Source organism: Siccirubricoccus sp. G192, from assembly GCF_019084075.1.
Classification (GTDB): Bacteria; Pseudomonadota; Alphaproteobacteria; order Acetobacterales; family Acetobacteraceae; genus G192.
In genome coordinates this window covers 3,480,915-3,500,311 of the sequence record NZ_JAHREN010000001.1, presented here as the reverse complement: position 1 = coordinate 3,500,311, position 19,397 = coordinate 3,480,915, and the positions used below count along the sequence as shown (strand labels likewise).

The following is a 19,397-nucleotide window of genomic DNA, read 5'->3' as shown; positions in this document are numbered from 1 at the left end:
GGATCGGCCATCATGCTCCTTGTCCATCCGGCCGGCGCTGTCGGGCCGGCCCCTTGCCGGACCGGCGCTACCGGAATTCCCCGGCCGCCGCGCCTGGTGGCGCCGGGCGGTCGGGGGTGGAGAGGGGTGTTTCCGGCAGGACCGCTCCGTGCCGCCGCGCCATCGCAGCGCGGCGGCCTGCGGTCAATAGGCGCCGCGGCGCAGCAGGACGGCGGCAGGGGTCCGCAGCAGGATCTTGAGATCGGTGCGGAGCGAGGGCCGGGTGGCATAGCCGACATCCAGCGCCACCCGCGTGGCGTAGCTGGTGTCGCTGCGGCCACTCACCTGCCAGAGGCCGGTGATGCCGGGGCGGACCGAGGCATAGTGCTCGGCGGCGGCGCCGTAATGCGTGACCAACTCGGCGACCTGCACGGGGCGGGGGCCCACGAGGCTCATCTCGCCGCGCAGCACGTTGAAGACCTGCGGCAGCTCATCGAGGCTGCTGGCGCGCAGGAAGCGGCCGATCCAGGTGACGCGCGGGTCGCGCTTCAGCTTGCGCCGGGCCGCCCATTCGGCGCGGGCGGCGGGGTCGCGTTCCAGCAGCGCGGCCAGGCGCTGGTCGGCATCCGTGACCATGGAGCGGGAATTTCAGGCAGCCGAAGCGGCGGCCGCCGCGACCCACCCGCTCATGCGCGAAGAAGGCCGGGCCGCCATCCGCCTTCACGCAGAGCGCAATGAGGGCGAAGACCGGCAGGCCCAGCAGCAGCAGCGCCAGCGCGCCGCCGATATCGAGGCCGCGTTTCAGGGCCGGGCGCAGGGCGTCCCGGAAGGTGGCCGAGCCGGCCACCGCGCGGGAGAAACCCGCATTGCGCCGCAACAGGATCGGCTGCGGGCCCAGGCTCCGCATGCCCCCACCGGCAGGCTCGGCCCCAACAGTCTCGCAGGCTTCCACGCCAAGCATGAACGACCTCTGTGATCCGCCCCATGCCCGGCGCAAGCAGCCGGGCCCAAGGTCTGGTGCCCCCCCGTTCCGGATGCTTCGCCGATGTCGCGTGAGGAACCATGCGAATCAGCGATGCATCCAGCGGATGAATGGTTTGTCCCCCATGCACCGTGCGGGAATGCGACCGGGTTGCGGCCAGATTGTGGCACCGCTTCCGGTGACGTCGGGCGGGTTCAGGTCGCGGGGGAAGGGGTCAGGTCGGCAGGGAAGGCAGCCAGGTGACAGGCGCAAGGGCACGGCGGCGGCGCCATGCCTGTCATGCGAGCGGCGCCGGCGCCCGCGCTACTCAGGCATGGAACTTGTGGCCCGCCGTCCTCAGCGGGACGCGACCCGGATATGGATGCGCCCGGTGCCGGCCTGGCGCGGCCTCGGCACCAGGGCGGCGATCCTACCCCGGAGCGGCAGCGGCGCCTCTGCCAGAAGCCCCGCCAGGGCGGCATGTTCTGCCGGGGGGCACGCGCCCCAGCCGCAGGCCGGCATCCGACCAAGCCTCGATCTCCGCCCCACCCCGCAGCAGCCGAAACTCCACCGTATCGCCGACCGAGGGCGGGCGCTGGCCCGCCTTTGTCTCCGTGGCATCGGTCAGATAGGTCAGCACATCCGGATCGGCCTGCATGGACCGGGTCCCCCCCCGTTGGTTCCGGGGCCTAATGCGGGAGGCCCCCCTTGCCGATCCACCACGGATCCATGAATTCAGGTCAATCCGCGGCTTTGCGGGCGAAGGTCCTGTGCGGCGGCAGGTTCACGGTTGTGTCAACTCCGCCCCACTACCTCCCGCACCCGCTCCGCCAGGGCCAGCGAGGCCGTGAGCCCCGGTGATTCGATGCCGAACAGATGCACCAGCCCGGGCACGCCGTGCTCGGCCGGGCCCTGGATGACGAAATCCTGCGCCGGCGCGCCGGGCGGCACGGTCTTCGGGCGAATGCCGGAATAGCCGGGGGCCAGGGCGCCGTCCTTTAGGTCGGGCCAGTAGCGGCGGATGGCGGCGTAGAAGCCCCGCGCCCGCTCGGGATCGACCTCATAGGCGATCTCCTCCACCCATTCGACATCCGGCCCGAACCGCGCCTGGCCGCCGAGATCGATGGTGAGGTGGGTGCCGAGCCCGCCCGGCACCGGCACCGGATAGATCAGGCGGGAGAAGGGGTTCCGGCCGGTCAGGGTGAAGTAGTTGCCCTTGGCGTAGAAGCTGCCGGGAACCAGCCCCGCGGGCATGCCCTCGATCGCCCGGGCCAGCCGCGGCGCATGCAGCCCGGCGGAATTCACCAGGGTGCGGGCGCGGAGCCGCATCGGCTCGGCACCGCCCACCTCGATCTCGATGCCATCCCCGCTCGCCTGGCCGGACAGCACCGGGCTGTGGAAGACGAAGGTCGCGCCCGCATTCTCGGCATCGCCCTGCAAGGACAGCATATAGGCATGGCTGTCGATGATGCCGGTGGAGGGCGAGTGCAGCGCCGCCGTGCAGGCCAGCGCCGGCTCCATCGCCAGCGCCTCCGCCCGGGTCAGCAGCCGTAGGTCGGGCACGCCATTGGCGGCGGCGCGGGCCTGGATGGAGAGCAGCTTGCCCGCCTCCGCCTCGTCGGTCGCGACGATCAGCTTGCCGCAATTGGCGTGCGGCAACCCGCGTTCCCGGCAATAGGCGTAGAGCAGGCGCTTGCCCTCGACGCAGCTCCGCGCCATCAGGCTGCCGGCGGGGTAATAGATGCCGGCATGGATCACCTCGGAATTGCGCGAGGAGGTCTCGGTGCCGATGCCCTCCGCCGCGTCCAGCACCAGCACCTCGCGCCCCGCCAGCGCCAATGCGCGCGCCACGGCGAGGCCGACGACACCGGCCCCGACAACGACACAGTCGATGTCTTCCATAGGCTCCTCAGCGGCCCTGGAAGACCGGCTTGCGCTTCTCGCGGAAGGCGGCGAGCCCCTCGCGCAGGTCGGCGCTGTCCTTGCACGCGGCCTGGCGCGCCTCCAGTGCCGGCACGTCCAGCGCGTCGCGGGCGATCTCGTTCAGCGCCTGCTTCATGCCCTGCACCGCGAGCGGCGCCATGTCGGCGATGCGGGAGGCCAGGGCATCCACCCGGGCGTCGAGCTCGCCGGCCGGCGCGAGTTCGGTGAGGTAGCCGATCCGCAGCAACTCCTGCGCATCCAGCTTCTCGGCGGTGAGGAACAACCGCTTGGCTGCATTCAGCCCGAGGCGCGAGATGTAGCGGCGCAACCCGGCCTCGTAGTAATGCACGCCGAGCCGGCCGGCCGGCATGAACATCTCCACCCCGTCATGGCCGATGCGGAAATCGCAGGCCAGCGCCAGATCGGTGGAGCCGCCATAGACGCCGCCATTCAGCCGGCAGACGGTCGGCACCCGCACCGCTTCCAGCCGGTCGGTCATGGCTTCGAAGCTCGGCACGCCGCCGGCGCTGCCGCCGCCCTTGCTCTGCTCGTGCAGGTCGCCGAGGTGATAGCCGGCGCTGAAGGCGCGGCCGCTGCCGGTCAGCACCAGCACGCGCAGCGCCGGGTTGGCATCCACCTGGTCGAAGAGGCCGATCAGCACCGGGATGTCCTCGGGCTGGACGCGGTTCAGGTGCCGCGGCCGGTTCAGCCGGATGGTGGCGCGCGGCCCCGCCACCTCGAGCGTCGGTACGCCGCTTTCGGGCTCGGCTTGGGCCTGGGTCTGGGCTGCGGCGCTCATCGGGGCTTCCTCCGGGTCTTTCAGGGGCTTTTTGCCGGGGGGGCGGCCGCCCGGCAAGGGTGAGGTGGGAAGGGTAGTGGCGCGCCGCCACGGGCGGGGGCACCATGACGCGAACCATTGGGAACCAGGAGGGCGCCATGGCCGACCTGCCGAAGACCGTCGATATTTTCGAGGAAGGCCCGCGCGAGGGCTTCCAGATCGAGCCCGGGCCGATCCCGACCGCCGACAAGATCGCCTTGATCGAGGCGCTGTCGGAGACCGGCCTGCACCACATCCAGATCTGCTCCTTCGTGAACCCGCGCCTGGTGCCGGGCTGGGCGGATGCGGAGGCCGTGGCGGGCGGCTTCACCCCGCGCCAGGGGGTGGAATACGCCGCGCTCTGGTTCAACGAAAACGGGCTGAACCGGGCCCTGGCCTTCCGCGAGCGGCTGAGCATGGTGGGTTCCATCTCGCTTGCTGCCTCCAATGCCTTCACGCTGAAGAACCTGAACCGCGACCACCAGGCCAATCTGGAGGCGATGCGGAAGCAGACCGCGGCGCATCTCAGGGCCGGCATCCCGGTGACGCGGGTTGGCGTGATGGCGGCCTTCGGCTGCAACTACCAGGGCGATATCACGCCGGAGCAGATCGTCAGCACGGTGGCGGATGGGCTGGCGATTGCCGCAGAGCAGGACGCGCGCATCACCGACGTGACACTTGCCGATACCATGGGCTGGGCGACGCCGATCCGCATCGAGCGCGGCGTTGGCGCGGTGCGGGAGCGCTGGCCGGAGCTCCGCATCGGCCTGCACCTGCACGACACGCGCGGGCTGGCGGTGGCCAATGCGCATGCCGGGCTGCGGCTCGGCGTGCAGCGCTTCGATGCCACCGTGGGCGGGCTGGGCGGCTGCCCCTTCGCCGGGCAGAAGGGCGCGGCCGGCAACATCTGCACGGAAGAACTGGTGCTGCTCTGCGAGGAGATGGGTATCGGCACCGGCATCGACCTCGATGCGCTGATCGAGGTGGGGCGGCTGGCGGAACGCATCGTCGGCCACCAGTTGCCCTCCGAATTGCTGCGCGCCAATAGCCTCGATGCCTTCCGGAGAAAGGCGGCGTGAGCAACCCGAAGCCCCTCGCCGGACTCCGGGTGCTGGAGTTCAGCCACACCATCATGGGCCCCTGCGCCGGGCTGCTCTTCGCCGATCTCGGCGCCGAGGTGGTGAAGGTCGAGCCGGCGCCGACCGGCGACCATACCCGCCGCCTGCCCGGCTTCGCCGCCGGCTTCTTCGCCTGCTTCAACCGCAACAAGCGCAGCCTGGCGCTGGACCTCAAGCGCCCGGAAGGCCAGGCGGTGGCGCATCGGCTGGCGGCGGGGGCGGATGTGGTGCTGGAGAATTACGGCCCCGGCACCATGGAACGCCTCGGCTGCGGCTGGGAACAGCTGCACCAGGTGAATCCGCGGCTGGTCTACCTGGCGCTGAAGGGCTTCCTGGCCGGCCCTTATGAGCACCGCCCCGCGCTCGATGAGGTCGTGCAGTTCCAGGCCGGCCTCGCCTACATGACCGGGCCGCCGGGGCGGCCGCTGCGGGCCGGCGCCTCCATCATCGACATATTGGGCGCGGTCTTCGGCGTCACCGCCACGCTGGCGGCGCTGCGCGAGCGCGACGCGGCGGGCAAGGGCCAGCGCGTCTCCTCCGCCCTCTTCGAGAGCGCGGTCTTCCTGATGGGCAGCCACATGGCCGGCAGCGCGGCAACGGGCGACAAGGTGCCGCCCATGCCGGCGCGGCGCGGCGCCTGGGGCATCTATGATGTCTTCGAGACGGCGGCGGGCCAGCTCTTCATCGGCGTCACCAGCGACCAGCAATGGGTGCGCTTCTGCGACGCCTTCGGCCTCGCGGCGCTGGCCGCCGATCCGCGGCTGGCGAGCAATGCCATGCGCGCCAAGGAACGGAGCTGGCTGATCCCGGCCTTGCAGGAGGTGCTGGCCACCCTGCCGCAACAGGTGGTGGCGGAGCGTTGCGAGGCCGCCGGCATCTCCTGGGCGCCGGTCGGCATGCCGGAGGACCTGTTCAGCGATCCGCACCTGCTGGCCGGCGGCGGGCTGATCCAGACCGCGATCTCGGCGCTCGGCGGCGGCGCGCTGGTCGGGCTGCCCGCCCTGCCGGTGGAATTCGGCGAGGCGCGCAGCCGCCCCGGCCTGCTCCGCCAGCCGCCCCGCATGGGCGAGCACAATGCGGAGGTGTTGGCCGAGGCAGGTTTCCCGCCCAGCGAGATCGCGGGGCTGGCTGGGGCCGGGGTGATCGTGGCGGCGCCAGCCGCCTGAAACCACCTCGCGGCGGTTCACTGGCTCTCGGGCGGCAGTCTTTCACGGAGCTGCTCGGCAAGGCCCCGCACGGCGGTGTGCCGCCCCAACTCCCTGGCCTCGGCGTCCACCACCTCACGTTGGATGCCGAGATGGGCGCTGATGCCTTCCAGCATCTGGATCACCTTGGTCACTTCCTGCTCCGACAGCAGCCCGATCTGCAGCCCGAGCTGGTTGCGCTCATCCGCCCGCGCGCTCATGCGGTTCTGCTTGATCAGCACGAAGGTGGAGAGCAGGACGCCTTCCATCGACACGATCATGCAGAGCAATTGGAAGGGATAGGGGTCGAAGGCCGGCACCCCCGGAACCAGCCCCGCATTGACCGTGGCCCAGACCACGAACCAAAGGAGGTGCAGCAGCACGAAAATGACCGTGCCGGCGAATCCGGCGATGAGGTCGGCCACGCGGTCGGCGAGCGAGCGCCGCGCCGCCGCCTCCTGCTCCAGGCACGCGACCTCCTCGATGTTCCGCGCCGCCATGGGCGGCGCGACGCCCCCGGGTGGTTCAGTCCGGTCCATGCCCTGCGGTCCTCTCCCTGGCTGTCCCTGCGGGCGGGAGAACGCGCAGGGCAGGCGCATGGATTTCCGCCGGGGAGGGCGGAGGCCCGGCCCCCTGCAGCCAGAGCGCGCCCAGCCAGCACAGCAGCGCCCAACCGGCACCGACGCACCAGCCCGCGAGCACATCGGTCGGCCAATGCACGCCGAGATAGATCCGGCTCATGCCAACCAGCAGCGTCGCCAGCACGGCGAGCGCGAGGACATAGAGCTTCACCCGCCACATCGGCTGCACCCGCATGAGCAGCGCGCCGAGTGTGAGATAGGTCACGGCCGAGAGCATCGCATGGCCGCTCGGGAAGCTCGCCGTATAGACCTCCACGGCATGCGGCACGAGATCCGGCCGCGGGCGCTGGAAGCCAAGCTTCAGCAGGCTGCTCAACGCCGTCCCGCCGCCCACCGACACGGCGACGAGCAGGGCCGCCGAACGCCGCCGGAGCAGGACCAGGAAGCCGATCACCGCGAGGGTCACGGCGATCAGGATCGCATTGCCGCCAAGGCTGGTGACATCGCGCGCCACCTCCTCCAGCCAGCGCGGCCCGATGGGGTCGCTCAGATCCGCGGGGTTGCGCAGCGCCAGCATCACGGCGCGGTCGAAGGCGCGGGTATCGCCCTCCAGCACCTCGCCGGCCAGGGCCACGAAGCCAAGCAGCGCCGCCGCCGCCAGCAGCAGGCCGAGCAGCACGGCGAATTCGCCGGGTGTCGTGGGCCTTCGCCGCCAGGCGCCGGCGGCCAACCCTCTCAGCGCATCACCCAGGATCATCGGCCGGATGCTCCACCATGCCGGCGATGAACGCGGCGCGGCGCGGCTGGTCCCCCGCTGGCAGGAGGCTCACGCCCAGCGCGCGGTCCGCCAGGCGATCACCATGCCCGCCAGCGGCAGCAGCGCCAGCAGGCCGAAGGCCAGCGCATAGGATCCCACCGCCCCCACCACCAGCGCCAGGATCGAGGGCCCGACCACCACCCCGGCGAAGGCCACCGCCAGCACGCCGCCAGCCGCGTCTCCCACCTTGCCGGGCGCGGCCATGCGGGCCGCTTCCGCCATCAGCACGCCGTTCCAGCCCGCGGCGCTGCCGCCCAGCAGGCAGAACAGCCCAATCACCGCCGCGCCCGGCCAGGCCAGGGCGAAGGGCAGGGCCAGCGCGCCCAGCGTGGTGATGAGGCCGATCGCGGCCAGCGCCCGAAGCCCGCTCCGCCACCAATCCGCCACCAGGCCCCAGCCCAGCCGGGCAACGGCGCCGATCCCCTGGCTGACTGCCGCCACCGCCCCGGCGGCCACCGGGCTCCAGCCGAATTCCTCGACCAGCATCGTCACCGTATAGGCGCCGAGCGCGAGCTGGAATCCCGAGAACAGCGCCGAGACCGCCGCCAGCCCGCGCAGCCCCGGCCGGTCGCGCAGCGCCGCCAGCCCGCCGCCGGCACCGAGCCGCAACGGATAGCGCGGATCGCGCTCCGCATCCCAGGCGGCGCGGAAGATGCCGGCGCCGAGCGCGGCCAGCAGCAGCAGCACCGCGATGCCGAGCACCGCCACCCGCCAGCCCGCCAGCAGCGCCAGCGAGGGCAGCAGCAGCCCGGCCAAGGCGGCGCCGATCGGCACGCCGGTCTGCTTCACCGCGAAGACCATGTTCCGCCGGGCCGGCGGCGCCAGCCGGCTCAGCACCTGGGAGGCGGCCGGGTTGGTCAGCCCATAGCCGAGCCCGGTCAGCAGCGACCCCAGCAGCGCGCCCGGCAGCCCGGCCAGCGCCATCAACAGGCAGGCGATGCCCGCCGCCGCCAGCGCGATCTGGGTGCAGCGCGCCGGGCCCCAGCGCCTGAGCGCCCCGGCCGAAAGCGCCGAGGTGGTGGAGGCCGCGACATAGACCGCCGCCACCTGGTAGCCGACCCAATGCGGCGCCGCGCCGAGGTCGCGTGCCGCCAGCGGCGCCAGCACCGGCAGCACGAAGACAGTAAGCGTCGCCAGCGCCTGCGCCCCGGTTGTGGCGGCCAGCGCCGCGGCCAGCCCGCCGGCCGCACCGTGCAGCCGGGATGGAGGGATGGGCGCATCGGCCGATCTGGTCACGCGCTGCATCCGGCCCCTCCGGCGCCAAGGATGCTGAAGCGCCGTCGCCCCGGCAACCCGCTATGCTGCACTGGCACGGCGAGGGAAACCGGGCTGATGGATGCGCGTGGCTGCTGGATCGGGATCAACGGCCACCGGCTGGAGGCCGCCTGGTGGGCCAAGGGAGCGGAGATGGGGCCGGAGACGGGGCCGGTGATCGTGCTGCTGCATGAGGGGCTGGGCAGCGTCGGGCTGTGGCGCGGCTTCCCCGCCGCCCTGGCCCGGGCCACCGGCCTCGGCGTCTTCGCCTGGTCGCGCCTCGGCTATGGCCGCTCCGATCCGGCGGCGCTGCCGCGGCCCTTCAGCTACCTGCATGACGAGGCGGCGCTGCTGCCGAAGGTGCTGGATGCCGCCGGCATCACCCGCTGCCTGCTGCTCGGCCATTCGGACGGCGCCTCGATCGCCGCCATCCATGCCGGCTGCGCGCCGGACCCGCGGGTGGCCGGCGCGGTGCTGATCGCGCCGCATGTCTTCGTCGAAGCAGTGACCCTGGAGGGCCTGGCCGAGGCGCGGCAACGCTACGCCACCGGCGGGTTGCGGCAGCAACTGGCGCGCCGGCACAGCCACCCCGACATCGTCTTCCACGGCTGGAACGACACCTGGCTCGACCCCGGCTTCGCCGGCTGGACCCTGGACCGGGAACTCGCCGCCATCCGCATGCCGCTGCTGGTGATCCAGGGCGAGGCCGATCCCTATGGCACCGCCGAACATGCCCGCCGGATCGCGCAGCGCGCCGCCGGGCCGGTGGAACTGCTGCTGCTGCCCGGCATCGGCCATGTGCCGCAGAGCGAGGCGCCGGAGGCGACGCTCGGTGCCATCACCCGCTTCTGCGCGCGGCTCCTCAGCCGCCCCTGATCCGCATCAGCATCTCCGGCCGCAGCTGCGCGAGGTCGGTGATGCCGAGCATCGCCATGTTGCGGTGGATCTCCTCCCAGAGCAGCGTGATGGCGTGCCGCACGCCCGGCTCGCCCGCCACCGCCGCGGCATAGAGGAAGGGCCGGCCGATGAAGACGAAATGCGCCCCCAGCGCCAGCGCCTTCAGCACGTCCGAGCCGCGCCGGATGCCGCCATCCAGCATCACCGCCATCCCGCCGGCCTCCGCCACCACCCCGGGCAGCGCGCGGAGCGGCGAGATGGCGCCATCCAATTGCCGCCCGCCATGGTTCGAGACCATGACGCCATCCACGCCGCTCTCGCGCGCGATCCGCGCATCCTGCGGCGACAGGATGCCCTTGATGACCAGATGCCCCGGCCAGCGGGCGCGGATCAGCTCAAGGTGCTCCCAGGCCAGCCCGTCGCGCCGGCCGATGGCCCGGATCAGGTTGGCCGAGAGCACCGGCGGACCACGGGTCGCGTCCAGGTTCTCGAAATGCGGCATGCCGTGGTGGCGGAGCGTCCGCAGCGCGGTGCCGAAGAGCCAGCGCGGATGGCTGATCCCCTCCCAGGCCAGGCGCGGATTCGGCCGCAGCGGCAGGCTGTAGCCGTTGCGGACGTTGTTCTCGCGGTTGGAGGAGACGGGCACGTCCACGGTCAGCACGAAGGTGTCGAAGCCGGCCTGCGCCACGCGGTCCACCAGCGGCTCGATCCGCGCCGGCTCGCCCGGCAGATAGGCCTGGTACCAGGCGGTGGGGCCGGCGACGCGCACCTCCTCCATGCGGATCAGCGAGGAGCCGCTCAGGATCATCGGCAGCCCCGCCGCCGCGCTGGCGCCGGCGAAGACCAGGTCGCCACGATAGGCCGAGAGTGCCGAGGCGCCCATGGGCGCGATCCCGAAAGGCGCGGCGTAGCGGCGGCCGAGCAGGGTCGTCATGGTGTCGCGGGGGGGCGACATCCACCAGCACGCGCGGCACGAAGCCCCATTCGGCGAAGGCGTCGCGGTTGTCGCGCAGCGAGGCATCGGTCTCCACCGCGCCGCTGACGAAGCCATAGAGCATCCGCGGCAGGTGCCGCCTGGCCGCCGCCTCAAAATCATCCAGCGACAGGAAGCGGCGCAGCGGGCGCGGCACGGCCGGCGCCGGCCGGGCCTCGGCCGTGGTGACGCGCGGCGCCGGTTCGGCCGGACGGCTGCTCCTGTCCAGCACCTGCCCCTCGGATGGCATGTCTCGATTCTCCCCGCTGCCGTCAGACGGTGGGGAAGGTCGGGCCAAACCGCGTGCCGGTCAACGCGGGCGCGGCAGATGGCCCGGCAGCGGTCAGGAGTGGGCGCGCTGCGGCCGCTGGGCGGCCATGCCGCCTGCCCAGGCATCGAACCAGTCCCAGATCGCCTGCTCCTCGAAGGGCAGGTCCTGCTGGATGTCCCTGATCTCCGGCAGGGCCGGGCGTCCCTTCCGGAAGGCCGAATGCAGCATGGTGGAAAGCGCCTCCAGGGCCGCTTCGGGATCGTCGAAGGTGCCGAGGCTGCCTCCGTCGAGGCGGGCTTCGTAACGCCCCATGGGGCTGTCCTTACGATGGAGTACGCAACCTATAGTTGATAAAACAGTAATATGGAAGCCGAAACCGGCACCCTGGAAGGCCGGTACCCCGCACCGGCCGCCCGGGGCCCCGCCATCGGGCGGGTTCAATCACCGTAATGAAAGACCAGCCGCGCCACCGCCAGCGACAGCAGGCGGCTGTCGGCGCTGACCCCGTCCTGCGCCGGGGAGCCGCTGGCGAGGCTTTCCAGATGCAGGCTCCGGCAGGGCGCGGCCCCCTCCGGTGGGGTGATGCGGAGTGTGAAGCGGCGTGGCCCGGCGGGGGCCACGGCCACGGCGCAGGGCAGGTCGTCGAAGCTCGCCTGCAGGGCCGGCGCCGGGCTGCGATAGAGGTGGGAGACCTCCAACTCCACCGCCTCCACCGGCCGGTCCGGCTCCGGGTTCACCACCAGGGCGCGGTCCGCCATCCAGCGGAAGGCGCCCTCCGCATCGCGTTCCGGCGCGTGCCAGCCGGGGCCGAGATTGCCGGCCCCCGGCGACAGTTCCACCCGGGCGCCGAGGCGGAGCGGCGCCGTCTCCGGCACGGGCGGCGCGGTGGTGGCGATCAGGTCGCGCAGCGCCTGCGGCGCCGAGGCTTCCGGCTCCCGCGCCAGGCGGTCCAGCAGCAGGCTGGCGGCGGCCTCGATGAAGGCATCGATGCGTTCCTGCTGGATGTCGAGGCGCCGCTGCATGGCCGCCTGCGCCTCCGCCAGCCCGCCGGCGGCGATCTGTTCCAGGCGCCGCAGCCGGCCTTCCAGCTCGGCCACCCGCCGCTCCGCCTCACCGGCGCCGGCGCGGGTCCAGGCGAAGCGGGCCAGCGGCCCCGCCATTCCCACCAGTTGCAGCGTGACCGCGAGCCCGGTCTCGCCGAGATCGGCCGGCTCCAGCGCCAGGGCGAAGCGGAAGGCGCAGCCGCCCTCGGCCAGGGCCACCGGCGCCTCCACCGTCACGGCGCGGGCGCCGGCATCGTTGATCCGGGCATAGAGCACGGGGTCGAGCAGCCCGTTCACCCGCTCCACCGCCACGCCGCGCAGCACGCCATGGTCGAGCGTCACGTCCTCGACCCGCGGCGCGGGCGGGCCAAGCAGGGTCAGCGCCGCGGCGGGCGCCTCCAGCCGCCAGGGCGGGGCGAGATCAGGGCCGTCGATGGCCAGGGAGAAGCGCAATTCGGCCGGCAGCGCCACGCGCGGCAGGCGCGCGACCTGCACCTCCAGCACCTCATCCGGCTCGATGGCGCGGCGGAGCGGCAGGTGGCCGACCTCGATACCGCGGCAATGCACCAGGATCCCGCCCGGTTCGGCGAAGCGCCGCAGGCACAGCAGCGCGATGCCCTGCCGGCTGGCGCCGCTGGGGAGGAAGGGGAAATTCGCGGCCGCGGTGCCGTCCATGCCCGGCGGCGCTAGCACGCGTGCAGCGGCAGTGTCCAGCCGGGCGGGCACCGCTGGACAGCGGCCGGCGCGCAGGCTACCGCCCCGGCAGCAGCGGAGCACGACAAAGGGCGCATGCGCGGGCCGGGCCATCCCCTGACGGTGTTCACGCCACTGCCGCCGGAGCGGAACGGCATCGCCGACTACGCCGCGATGCTGCTCGGCGCGCTCTCCGCCGAATACGACTGCGCCGCCGCCTGCGAGGACTGGCTGGCCGAGGCGCCGCCCGGCGTCCCGGTGCTCGATGCGGCGCTGGCGCATCGGCGGATCGCGCCCGGTGGGCGGGTGCTGCACCAGCTCGGCAACAATCCCGGCCATGGCTTCGTGTTGCGGGCGCTCCGGCTGCATCCCGGCGTCACTACCCTGCACGACCCCGGGCTGCTGCATCTGCACGAGACATCGGGTGAGAGCCAGGCAACGATCCTTTCCGGCATGCGGGCGGGACCGCCCATTCTCGCCGCCACCTATGCGCGGCACCTGCGCGAGCATGGGGTGCAGAGCCGCGCCAACCACCTGCTCTTCGACCTGGCCGGCGAGTGCCTGGCGCGCTCGCGCGCCGTGGTGGTGCATTCGCGCTTCGCCCGCGCCCGGCTGCGAGCGCTGCACGGGGCGGCGGCGACCGCACATGTCGCGGTCATCCCGCATCTGCTGCCGCCCTTCGCGCCGCCCTCGCGGGCGGCGGCGCGGGCGCGGCTCGGCATCCCGGAGGATGCCTTCCTGGTCTGCACCGCCGGCTTCGCCACCGCGGCCAAGCGCTTCGACTGGCTGATCGAGGCGCTGGAACTGGCCGGCCCGGAGCTGCTCTGGATCCATGCCGGGGCGGAGCGGCCGGAGGAATACCCGCTCGGCGCCCGCATCGTCGAGCGGCCGGGGCTGCGGGACCGGGCGCGCATCACCGGCTTCCTCGACGCACCGGCGCTGGACGACCATATCGCCGCCTGCGACGTGCTGGTGAACCTGCGCTTCCCCTCGGGCGGCGAGAGTTCCGGCTCGCTCGCCCGCGCCTTCGCCTGCGGCACCTGCTGCATCGTCTCCGAGACCGGGGCCTATGCCGAGCTCCCGCGCGACGCCGTGCTGCACCTGCCGCTGGCCGGCGCGGTGCCGGCGCTCGCCGAAGCCCTGCGGGCGCTGGCCGCCGACCCCGCCCGCGCCCGGGCGACCGGCGAGGCCGGGCGCCGCCATGCCCTGGCCGAGATGGCGCTGCCCACCGTTGCCGCCCGTTATGCCGCGGTGATCGAGGAGTCGCTGGCGCGCCCGGTGGCGGCGCCGCCTGCCGGCCCACCGCCGCTGATCGAACTGGTGGCCGGCCCGGATCTGGCCCCCGAGGCCGTCGCCGCCGCGCTTGCCGGCCTCGCCGGCGCCTGCCGGCTGTTCCTGGCGGCGCCCGATCTTGAGGCTCTGGCGGCGCTTTCGCTGGAACGGCCCGGCCTGGCCGCGGCGCTGCTGCCGCCGCAGGCCCGGCTGCTGCGGCTGCGGGTGCAGGCGGCGCCGGCCGGGCTGCTGCTCGACCTCGATCTCAGCGGCTGGGCTTGAGCGCGCCGCTGCTCGCCGCGCTGCTGGCCCGGGCCCTGCCTGGCCTCCGGGCATTGGATCTCGGCCTGCCCGCCCCGCTGCTGTTCCCCTGGCTGCCCGGCACGCTCTGCGGCGCGGGCGATGCGGCGAGCCTGCCGGTGGCGGAACACGCGCTGCTCCGGCGCTTCCGCCAGGAAGGTGGCCGCCGCGCCCTGTGCGGCTTCGACCGTGCCGGCGATGCGGCGCTGCTGGCCGGGGCCCCGGCCGCCTGGGGCGAGGCGCCGGAGCGGCTGCTCCGCCTCGCCGGGCCGGCGCCGGCCGGCCTACCGCCCGAGGCGCTGCTGCTGCTGCCCGGCGAGGCGCCCGATCCCCCAGGCGGCGAGCGGGGCCGGATCATCCTGCTGCTCGGCAGCGCCGCGCGGGTGGCGCGGCACGACCTGCTGGTGCCGGTGCCCCGCACGGCGGCGTTGTTCGAGCAATTGCGCCGGGCCGGCGCAGCCCTGGGTGGTGGCTGGGACCAGGGCGGGCGGCTGATCTCGCCGCGTCTTGGCAGCTTGGCCTTGCTGGCGCCGCAGGGGGTCACGCTGCCACCGCTGTCGATTCCGCCCGAGGCGCTGGTGCATGACCTGCCTGGCGGGGCCAGGGAGGGGCGGCTGCCGCTCGGCCCCAGGCTGCGCCTGCTGCTCGGCACGCGGCCGGCTCGGCTGCGGCTGCAACTGGCGGCGGCTGGTCCGGTGGCGCCGGCGCTGTTCCTGGACGGGCTGCGGCATCCCGCGAGCGTCCTACCCGGACCGGAGGGATCGCTGGCCCTGGAGGCCGAGGTGCCGCCATTGCCGGAGGGCACGCCGGAGCGGGCGCTGGTGCTCGGCCTCGCGCTGCCGGGCGGCACGGCCGCCGCGCTCACCGGCCTGGAGTTGCTGCCGTGAGCCGCGCCGCCCGGCTGCTGATCGTCTCGCCCATCGCCTCGCATCCCGCGGATCAGGGCAATGCCGCCCGCATCCAGGCCTTCGGGCGGGAGATGATGGCGCGCGGCCTGATCTGCGAATTCCTCTACTACACCGCCGAGGGCATCACGCCGGCGCAGCGGGACGCCATGGCGGGGTTCTGGCACGCGCTGCACCTGGTGCCGGCCGAGCGCATCGGCGAGCCCAGCCTGCCCGGCTGCTGGGGGCTCGATGACTGGTGCCCCTGCCTCCTGGCCGAACGCGTGGCGGCCATGCAGCGCGCCGGCCGCTACGACGCTCTCGTGGTGAATTACGTCTGGATGTCGCGCGTGCTGGAGGGTGCCCGGGGCGCGCTGCGCCTGATCGACACCCATGACCTCTTCGGCGACCGGCATCTGGTGGCCCGCGCCGAGGGGCTCGACCCCTCCTGGTTCTTCACCACGCGGGCGGAGGAGGCGCGCGGCCTGGCCCGCGCCGATCTGGTCCTGGCGATCCAGGAGGCGGAGGCTGCGGCGCTCCGCGAACGCAGCGCGGTGCCGGTGCTGACGCTCGGCCATATGCCGCCGCTGCGCTTCCTGGAGGCGCCGGAATGCAGCGCGGCACGGGCGATGTTCGGCTATCTCGGCAGCGCCAATCCCTGGAACGCCGCCTCGGTGCGGGCGCTGGACGCGGCGCTGGCGGCGGCGCCGGACCTCAGCTGGCTGCTGGCCGGTCAGATCCTGCGGCGGCGCGACCTCACCCTGGCCTCGCGCCCGCTGCTGCTGGACCCGGTGCCGGAGGCCGCGGCTTTCTACCGCGCGGTGGACTGCGTGCTGAACCCGATGACCGGCGGCACCGGCCTCAAGATCAAGACCGTGGAGGCGCTGGCCTTCGGCCGGCCGGTGCTCGGCACCCGCGATGCCTTCGCCGGGCTGCCGGCAGAGCATCCCGGCCACCAGGCCAGGGATGCGCGGGAGGTGGTGGCGCTGATGCGGGACTATGCGGCCAGCGAGGCCTTCCGGCGGGGGCTGCGCCAGGCATCGCGGCTGCTGGCGCTGCGCCAGGCCGCGGCGGTGGCGGCGCAGCATGACGCGCTGGCGGAACGGCTGGCGGAACGGATCTGAGGCCATCGCACCGTGCAGTTCGGCCCCCCGGTTGCCGCCGGCCCGTCCTGCGGCCACAGTGCGGCCCGGATTGAACCCGGTGGCTTCCGGCCGGGCAATAAGGAGACCCCCATGGCCTATCCGAATGTCCAGCTGCACATCAATGGCGAGTGGCGCCCGGCCCGGTCCGGCCGCACCCTGGAGGTGCTGAACCCCGCCACCATCGAAGTGCTCGGCACCGTCGCCCATGCCGGCCGCGACGACCTCGACGAGGCGCTGGAGGCGGCCGAAAAGGGCTTCCAGACCTGGAAGAAGGTTTCGGCCTTCGATCGTTCCAAGCTGATGCGCAAGGCCGCCGACCTGCTGCGCTCCCGTGCCGATGCGATTGCCGCGCTGATGACCCAGGAACAGGGCAAGCCGCTGCCGGAAGCCAAGATGGAGGTGATGGCCGGCGCCGATGTCATCGACTGGTTCGCCGAGGAGGCCCGCCGCGCCTATGGCCGCGTCATCCCGGCCCGGGCCGAGGGCGTCTACCAGCTGGTCATCAAGGAGCCGGTGGGCCCCGTCGCCGCCTTCACGCCGTGGAATTTCCCCATCAACCAAGTGGTGCGGAAGCTCTCCGCCGCGGTGGCCACCGGCTGCTCCATCATCGTCAAGGCGCCGGAGGAGACGCCGGCCAGCCCGGCCGAGCTGATCCGTTGCTTCGTCGATGCCGGGCTGCCGGCGGGTGTCGCCAACCTGGTCTATGGCGTGCCGGCCGAGATCAGCGAATACCTGATCCCGCATCCGGTGATCCGCAAGGTGACATTCACCGGCTCCACCCCGGTAGGCAAGCAGTTGGCGGCGCTGGCCGGGCTGCACATGAAGCGCGCGACCATGGAACTCGGCGGCCATGCACCGGCCATCGTCTTCGACGATGCGGATCTGGAGCTGGCGGCGCGCACCCTGGCAGGGGCCAAGTTCCGCAATGCCGGCCAGGTCTGCGTCTCACCGACCCGCTTCCTGATCCAGGAGCGGCTCTATGAGCCCTTCGTCGAGCGTTTCATCACCGCCGCCAAGGCGGTGAAGGTCGGCAATGGCATGGATGAGGGCACCCAGATGGGGCCGCTCGTGCATGACCGGCGCATCCCCTGGGTGGAGGGGCTGATCCAGGACGCCAAGTCCCGGGGCGGCGAGGTCCGCACCGGCGGCAACCGCATCGGCAACAAGGGCTACTTCTTCGAGCCGACGGTCATGACCAATGTGCCGAAGGAAGCGCGGGTGATGAACGAGGAACCCTTCGGCCCGCTCGCGCTGATCTCGCCCTTCCGCGAATTCGACGAGGTGGTGGAGGAGGCGAACCGGCTGCCCTATGGCCTGGCCTCCTATGCCTTCACCCGTTCCGCCAAGACCGCGAATGCCATCGCGGCCAAGGTCGAGAGCGGGATGATGACGATCAACCATCTCGGCCTGGCGCTGCCCGAGGTGCCCTTCGGCGGCATGAAGGACAGCGGCTATGGCAGCGAGGGCGGCTCCGAGGCGATCGAAGCCTATCTCAACACGAAGTTCGTGAGCCAGGCGGGGCTGTAGCCCGTACGCGAAGGGGCAGGCGCGGAGATCCTACCGCGCCGCCCCGGTTCCGGCCGCGTCGGAACCGGCGCGGCCTTCCGGCCCGGCAATCGGCGTCAGGCAGTGCCGCGCCGCCGCACCGGCGGCAGGGCGCCGGCATGGAAGGCGACCGCGTGTTGCAGGCTGTCGGCGATCCGCCGGGCGCGGTTGACCAGCAGCGCGGCGCCCTCCGGCGGGCATTCGGCCTGCGCCGTCTCCTCCCATAATTCGAGCCAGCGGGCAAAATGCTCGGGCTTGAGGCCGAGCGGCAGATGCGCCTCCATCGGTTGGCCATGGTAGCGGCCGCTCTGCAGCGCCACCGAGGACCAGAAGGCGCTGATCCGCTCCACATGCGACTCCCAGTCCGTGATGCGGGCGAAGATCGGCGCCAGCAGCGGGTCGTGCCGGGCGGTGCCGTAGAAGACGCGCACTACGCGTTCCAGCAGGGCGTCGTCCAACCCGGTCCGGGCCGAGATCGCGGCCGTGGCGGCGGGGCGGCGAGAGGCCATATTGGTATCGTCCATACCACATATGTCATGCCGCCGGCCCGGCCGGTCAATACCGCAATCAAGCGTTGGCCCTGCGCCGCCATGGCGCCGGCCATGCGGACCGGGAAGGCGCCATGACCAGGCCGCCCCGGTGATGTAGCCTTGCCGCCGCAGGGCGCGGCTCCCGGACCCGCCGCGAGAGGAAACGATGATGCAGACCACGCGCCGCGGCCTGGCCGCTTTCGGGCTTTCTCTTGCCGCCATGCCGGCCAGGGCCGAGACATTCCCTGACCGGACCGTGCGGCTGGTGGTGCCCTTCCCGCCGGGCGGGCCGGTGGATACCGCGGCCCGCATCATGGCGCAGGCGCTGGCCGGGCCGCTCGGCCAGGCCGTGGTGGTGGAGAACCGCTCCGGCGCCGGCGGCAATATCGGCGTGGATGCGGTGGCGAAGGCATCGCCGGATGGCTATACCCTGGCCTTCGCCAGCACCGGCGCGGTGGCGGTGAATACCAGCCTGGTGCCGAACATGCCCTATGATCCCGTGCGGGACTTCGCGCCGGTCGGCATTCTGGTGGCGACCCCCCTCGGTGCTGGTGGTGCGGCCGGGCGGGCCGGCGACGCTGGAAGCGCTGCTGGCCGAGGCGCGACGCCGGCCGGGGCGGCTGAGCTTCGCCTCCACCGGCCCCGGTGGCACGCCGCACTTGGCCGCGGAATTGCTGAAGCTGCGCGCCGGGGTGGACATCACCCATGTCGCCTATCGTGGCGCCGCGCCCACCATCACCGCCATGCTGGCCGGCGAGATCGACATGACCTTCCTGGATGTGCCGGTGCTGCTGCCGCATATCCGCGACGGCAAGCTGCGCCCGCTCTGCGTCACCGCGCGGGAGCGTGCCGCCGTGCTGCCGGAGGTGCCGACCACGGCGGAGGCGGGGCTGCCCGGCGTCGAGGTGGAGAACTGGTACAGCATGCTCGCCCCCGCCGGCACGCCGACGGGCAGGGTCACGCGGCTGGCCTGGGCGGTGCGCGACGTGCTGGCCCCCGAAAGCGAGACGGCGCGCCGCTTCGTCGAAATGGGTTCCCGCATCGTCAATGCCGGGCCGGAGGAGGCGGGTGCCTTCATCCAGGCCGAGATCGCCAAATGGGCCGAGGTGATCCGGGTCGCCAATATCAGGCCGGATTAGGGTCGGGGTCGGTTCCGCCGGCCGTCACCCCATGATCCGCCGGACGATGGGCGGAAAGTGGATGGCAATTA

The 19,397-nt window shown here is 72.8% G+C and carries 21 protein-coding genes and 2 pseudogenes; 10 read left to right on the top strand and 13 right to left on the bottom strand.

Annotated elements, in window-relative coordinates; translation table 11 throughout:
• Positions 1-183 precede the first annotated feature (183 nt).
• Both KSF81_RS29840 and KSF81_RS29835 read right to left on the bottom strand, forming a co-directional pair.
• The gene (locus KSF81_RS29840; protein WP_254454089.1) at positions 184-579 is read right to left on the bottom strand and encodes a sugar transferase; all 396 of its coding nucleotides are present in this window, start codon (positions 577-579) and stop codon (positions 184-186) included.
• On the bottom strand, positions 470-733 hold the full coding sequence (locus KSF81_RS29835; protein WP_254454088.1) for a sugar transferase: 264 nt from the start codon (positions 731-733) through the stop codon (positions 470-472). The genes KSF81_RS29840 and KSF81_RS29835 overlap by 110 nt, the downstream gene beginning before the upstream one ends.
• On the opposite strand from KSF81_RS29835, the gene KSF81_RS29830 reads away from it, so the two are divergent.
• Positions 614-955: a hypothetical protein gene (locus KSF81_RS29830; RefSeq protein ID WP_254454293.1), complete on the top strand. Its 342-nt coding sequence runs from the start codon at positions 614-616 to the stop codon at positions 953-955. The genes KSF81_RS29835 and KSF81_RS29830 overlap by 120 nt on opposite strands.
• Before the next feature lie 415 nt (positions 956-1,370).
• Here the strand turns inward: KSF81_RS29830 and KSF81_RS16825 are convergent, their stop codons facing one another.
• The 3 genes from KSF81_RS16825 to KSF81_RS16815 form a co-directional block, all read right to left on the bottom strand.
• A complete protein-coding gene (locus KSF81_RS16825) occupies positions 1,371-1,598 on the bottom strand; it encodes a hypothetical protein (RefSeq protein WP_217379967.1) in 228 nt (75 codons plus the stop codon).
• 137 nt (positions 1,599-1,735) lie between these two features.
• Positions 1,736-2,842: an NAD(P)/FAD-dependent oxidoreductase gene (locus KSF81_RS16820; protein WP_217379966.1), complete on the bottom strand. Its 1,107-nt coding sequence runs from the start codon at positions 2,840-2,842 to the stop codon at positions 1,736-1,738.
• A gap of 7 nt (positions 2,843-2,849) precedes the next feature.
• Entirely contained in the window at positions 2,850-3,662 is an 813-nt protein-coding gene (locus KSF81_RS16815; protein ID WP_217379965.1) for an enoyl-CoA hydratase/isomerase family protein, read from the bottom strand.
• Between the two features lie 137 nt (positions 3,663-3,799).
• On the opposite strand from KSF81_RS16815, the gene KSF81_RS16810 reads away from it, so the two are divergent.
• Positions 3,800-4,759 carry a hydroxymethylglutaryl-CoA lyase gene (locus tag KSF81_RS16810; protein WP_217379964.1) on the top strand — a complete coding sequence of 320 codons (960 nt, stop codon included), beginning with the start codon at positions 3,800-3,802 and terminating at the stop codon, positions 4,757-4,759.
• A complete protein-coding gene (locus KSF81_RS16805; RefSeq protein WP_217379963.1) occupies positions 4,756-5,964 on the top strand; it encodes a CaiB/BaiF CoA-transferase family protein in 1,209 nt (402 codons plus the stop codon). The genes KSF81_RS16810 and KSF81_RS16805 overlap by 4 nt, the downstream gene beginning before the upstream one ends.
• A gap of 17 nt (positions 5,965-5,981) precedes the next feature.
• Here KSF81_RS16805 and KSF81_RS16800 read toward each other — a convergent pair whose 3' ends face one another.
• The 3 genes from KSF81_RS16800 to KSF81_RS16790 form a co-directional block, all read right to left on the bottom strand.
• Positions 5,982-6,521, bottom strand: a complete 540-nt coding sequence (locus tag KSF81_RS16800; RefSeq protein ID WP_217379962.1) for a DUF1003 domain-containing protein — start codon at positions 6,519-6,521, stop codon at positions 5,982-5,984.
• Positions 6,508-7,320 carry a phosphatase PAP2 family protein gene (locus KSF81_RS16795; RefSeq protein WP_217379961.1) on the bottom strand — a complete coding sequence of 271 codons (813 nt, stop codon included), beginning with the start codon at positions 7,318-7,320 and terminating at the stop codon, positions 6,508-6,510. The genes KSF81_RS16800 and KSF81_RS16795 overlap by 14 nt, the downstream gene beginning before the upstream one ends.
• Positions 7,321-7,389: 69 nt before the next feature.
• Complete coding sequence (locus KSF81_RS16790; RefSeq protein ID WP_217379960.1) at positions 7,390-8,616, bottom strand: MFS transporter; 1,227 nt, start codon at positions 8,614-8,616, stop codon at positions 7,390-7,392.
• A 96-nt stretch (positions 8,617-8,712) separates the two neighbouring features.
• On the opposite strand from KSF81_RS16790, the gene KSF81_RS16785 reads away from it, so the two are divergent.
• Positions 8,713-9,510 carry an alpha/beta fold hydrolase gene (locus tag KSF81_RS16785; RefSeq protein ID WP_217379959.1) on the top strand — a complete coding sequence of 266 codons (798 nt, stop codon included), beginning with the start codon at positions 8,713-8,715 and terminating at the stop codon, positions 9,508-9,510.
• Here the strand turns inward: KSF81_RS16785 and KSF81_RS16780 are convergent.
• The 4 genes and pseudogenes from KSF81_RS16780 to KSF81_RS16770 form a co-directional block, all read right to left on the bottom strand.
• Positions 9,497-10,486 carry an alpha-hydroxy acid oxidase gene (locus KSF81_RS16780; RefSeq protein WP_254453570.1) on the bottom strand — a complete coding sequence of 330 codons (990 nt, stop codon included), beginning with the start codon at positions 10,484-10,486 and terminating at the stop codon, positions 9,497-9,499. The genes KSF81_RS16785 and KSF81_RS16780 overlap by 14 nt on opposite strands.
• A 52-nt stretch (positions 10,487-10,538) precedes the next feature.
• A pseudogene (locus KSF81_RS29825) lies at positions 10,539-10,589 on the bottom strand (hypothetical protein); the annotation flags it as partial.
• Positions 10,590-10,847: 258 nt separating this feature from the next.
• Positions 10,848-11,087: a hypothetical protein gene (locus tag KSF81_RS16775; RefSeq protein ID WP_217379958.1), complete on the bottom strand. Its 240-nt coding sequence runs from the start codon at positions 11,085-11,087 to the stop codon at positions 10,848-10,850.
• 125 nt (positions 11,088-11,212) lie between these two features.
• Complete coding sequence (locus KSF81_RS16770) at positions 11,213-12,493, bottom strand: hypothetical protein (protein WP_217379957.1); 1,281 nt, start codon at positions 12,491-12,493, stop codon at positions 11,213-11,215.
• Positions 12,494-12,607: 114 nt separating this feature from the next.
• On the opposite strand from KSF81_RS16770, the gene KSF81_RS16765 reads away from it, so the two are divergent.
• The 4 genes from KSF81_RS16765 to KSF81_RS16750 all read left to right on the top strand — a co-directional run bounded on the left by KSF81_RS16765 (position 12,608) and on the right by KSF81_RS16750 (position 17,639).
• Positions 12,608-14,065: a glycosyltransferase family 4 protein gene (locus KSF81_RS16765; RefSeq protein WP_217379956.1), complete on the top strand. Its 1,458-nt coding sequence runs from the start codon at positions 12,608-12,610 to the stop codon at positions 14,063-14,065.
• A complete protein-coding gene (locus KSF81_RS16760; protein WP_217379955.1) occupies positions 14,062-14,970 on the top strand; it encodes a hypothetical protein in 909 nt (302 codons plus the stop codon). Before KSF81_RS16765 ends, KSF81_RS16760 begins: the two co-directional genes overlap by 4 nt.
• On the top strand, positions 14,967-16,091 hold the full coding sequence (locus tag KSF81_RS31540) for a glycosyltransferase family 4 protein (RefSeq protein ID WP_217379954.1): 1,125 nt from the start codon (positions 14,967-14,969) through the stop codon (positions 16,089-16,091). Before KSF81_RS16760 ends, KSF81_RS31540 begins: the two co-directional genes overlap by 4 nt.
• Before the next feature lie 111 nt (positions 16,092-16,202).
• Entirely contained in the window at positions 16,203-17,639 is a 1,437-nt protein-coding gene (locus tag KSF81_RS16750) for an NAD-dependent succinate-semialdehyde dehydrogenase (protein WP_217379953.1), read from the top strand.
• Between the two features lie 95 nt (positions 17,640-17,734).
• Here the strand turns inward: KSF81_RS16750 and KSF81_RS16745 are convergent, their stop codons facing one another.
• Positions 17,735-18,181, bottom strand: coding sequence for a group III truncated hemoglobin (locus KSF81_RS16745; RefSeq protein WP_254453569.1), 447 nt, complete (start codon positions 18,179-18,181; stop codon positions 17,735-17,737).
• Positions 18,182-18,353: 172 nt separating this feature from the next.
• Between KSF81_RS16745 and KSF81_RS32225 the strand changes: the two are divergent.
• A pseudogene (locus KSF81_RS32225) lies at positions 18,354-18,674 on the top strand (Bug family tripartite tricarboxylate transporter substrate binding protein); the annotation flags it as partial.
• 58 nt (positions 18,675-18,732) lie between these two features.
• Positions 18,733-19,326 carry a tripartite tricarboxylate transporter substrate-binding protein gene (locus KSF81_RS16740; protein WP_309139589.1) on the top strand — a complete coding sequence of 198 codons (594 nt, stop codon included), beginning with the start codon at positions 18,733-18,735 and terminating at the stop codon, positions 19,324-19,326.
• The last annotated feature ends 71 nt before the right edge of the window (positions 19,327-19,397 follow it).

Excerpts from the sequence above, each read along its gene's own strand:
- KSF81_RS29830 (WP_254454293.1), top strand. The coding sequence starts at position 614 with ATGGAGCGGGAATTTCAGGCAGCCGAAGCGGCGGCCGCCGCGACCCAC.
- KSF81_RS16810 (WP_217379964.1), top strand. The coding sequence starts at position 3,800 with ATGGCCGACCTGCCGAAGACCGTCGATATTTTCGAGGAAGGCCCGCGC.
- KSF81_RS16785 (WP_217379959.1), top strand. The coding sequence starts at position 8,713 with ATGGATGCGCGTGGCTGCTGGATCGGGATCAACGGCCACCGGCTGGAG.
- KSF81_RS16775 (WP_217379958.1), bottom strand. The coding sequence starts at position 11,087 with ATGGGGCGTTACGAAGCCCGCCTCGACGGAGGCAGCCTCGGCACCTTC.
- KSF81_RS16745 (WP_254453569.1), bottom strand. The coding sequence starts at position 18,181 with ATGGACGATACCAATATGGCCTCTCGCCGCCCCGCCGCCACGGCCGCG.
- KSF81_RS16770 (WP_217379957.1), bottom strand. The coding sequence starts at position 12,493 with ATGGACGGCACCGCGGCCGCGAATTTCCCCTTCCTCCCCAGCGGCGCC.
- KSF81_RS16800 (WP_217379962.1), bottom strand. The coding sequence starts at position 6,521 with ATGGACCGGACTGAACCACCCGGGGGCGTCGCGCCGCCCATGGCGGCG.
- KSF81_RS16765 (WP_217379956.1), top strand. The coding sequence starts at position 12,608 with ATGCGCGGGCCGGGCCATCCCCTGACGGTGTTCACGCCACTGCCGCCG.
- KSF81_RS16750 (WP_217379953.1), top strand. The coding sequence starts at position 16,203 with ATGGCCTATCCGAATGTCCAGCTGCACATCAATGGCGAGTGGCGCCCG.
- KSF81_RS16815 (WP_217379965.1), bottom strand. The coding sequence starts at position 3,662 with ATGAGCGCCGCAGCCCAGACCCAGGCCCAAGCCGAGCCCGAAAGCGGC.
- KSF81_RS16820 (WP_217379966.1), bottom strand. The coding sequence starts at position 2,842 with ATGGAAGACATCGACTGTGTCGTTGTCGGGGCCGGTGTCGTCGGCCTC.
- KSF81_RS16795 (WP_217379961.1), bottom strand. The coding sequence starts at position 7,320 with ATGATCCTGGGTGATGCGCTGAGAGGGTTGGCCGCCGGCGCCTGGCGG.
- KSF81_RS16825 (WP_217379967.1), bottom strand. The coding sequence starts at position 1,598 with ATGCAGGCCGATCCGGATGTGCTGACCTATCTGACCGATGCCACGGAG.
- KSF81_RS16780 (WP_254453570.1), bottom strand. The coding sequence starts at position 10,486 with ATGTCGCCCCCCCGCGACACCATGACGACCCTGCTCGGCCGCCGCTAC.